This is a genomic window from Clostridium boliviensis, from assembly GCF_033342255.1.
In the GTDB taxonomy this organism is placed as follows: Bacteria; Bacillota; Clostridia; order Lachnospirales; family Lachnospiraceae; genus Lacrimispora; species Lacrimispora boliviensis.
The window spans coordinates 1-289 of sequence record NZ_JAWONS010000189.1 but is presented as its reverse complement, the minus strand read 5'-3'; the positions used below and the strand labels follow the sequence as shown (position 1 = coordinate 289).

Annotated in this window: 1 pseudogene; it reads right to left on the bottom strand. The window is 61.6% G+C overall.

The features are described 5' to 3' along the window. A pseudogene (locus RZO55_RS12425) lies at positions 1 to 289 on the bottom strand (23S rRNA (uracil(1939)-C(5))-methyltransferase RlmD); the annotation flags it as partial.

Here is a 289-nt window from a genome sequence, read left to right as displayed (position 1 = left end):
CTCCACATGCCCCGTCTGCGGGAACATGTCCACCGGTTGCACTTCCTGAACCCTGTACCCCCATTCGGCCAGATATTTGGCGTCGCGGGCCAGAGTGGCGGGATTGCAGGATACATAAACGATTCGCTTCGGCCTCATGGAGGCCGCGCTCTCCAAAAGGACGGGATCGCATCCCTTCCGCGGAGGATCGAGGACGATGACATCCGGTCGGATCCCCTCCCGGTACCAGCGGGGCATCACTTCTTCCGCCGCTCCCTCTTCAAACGTCACGTGGGTCATGCGGTTGAGG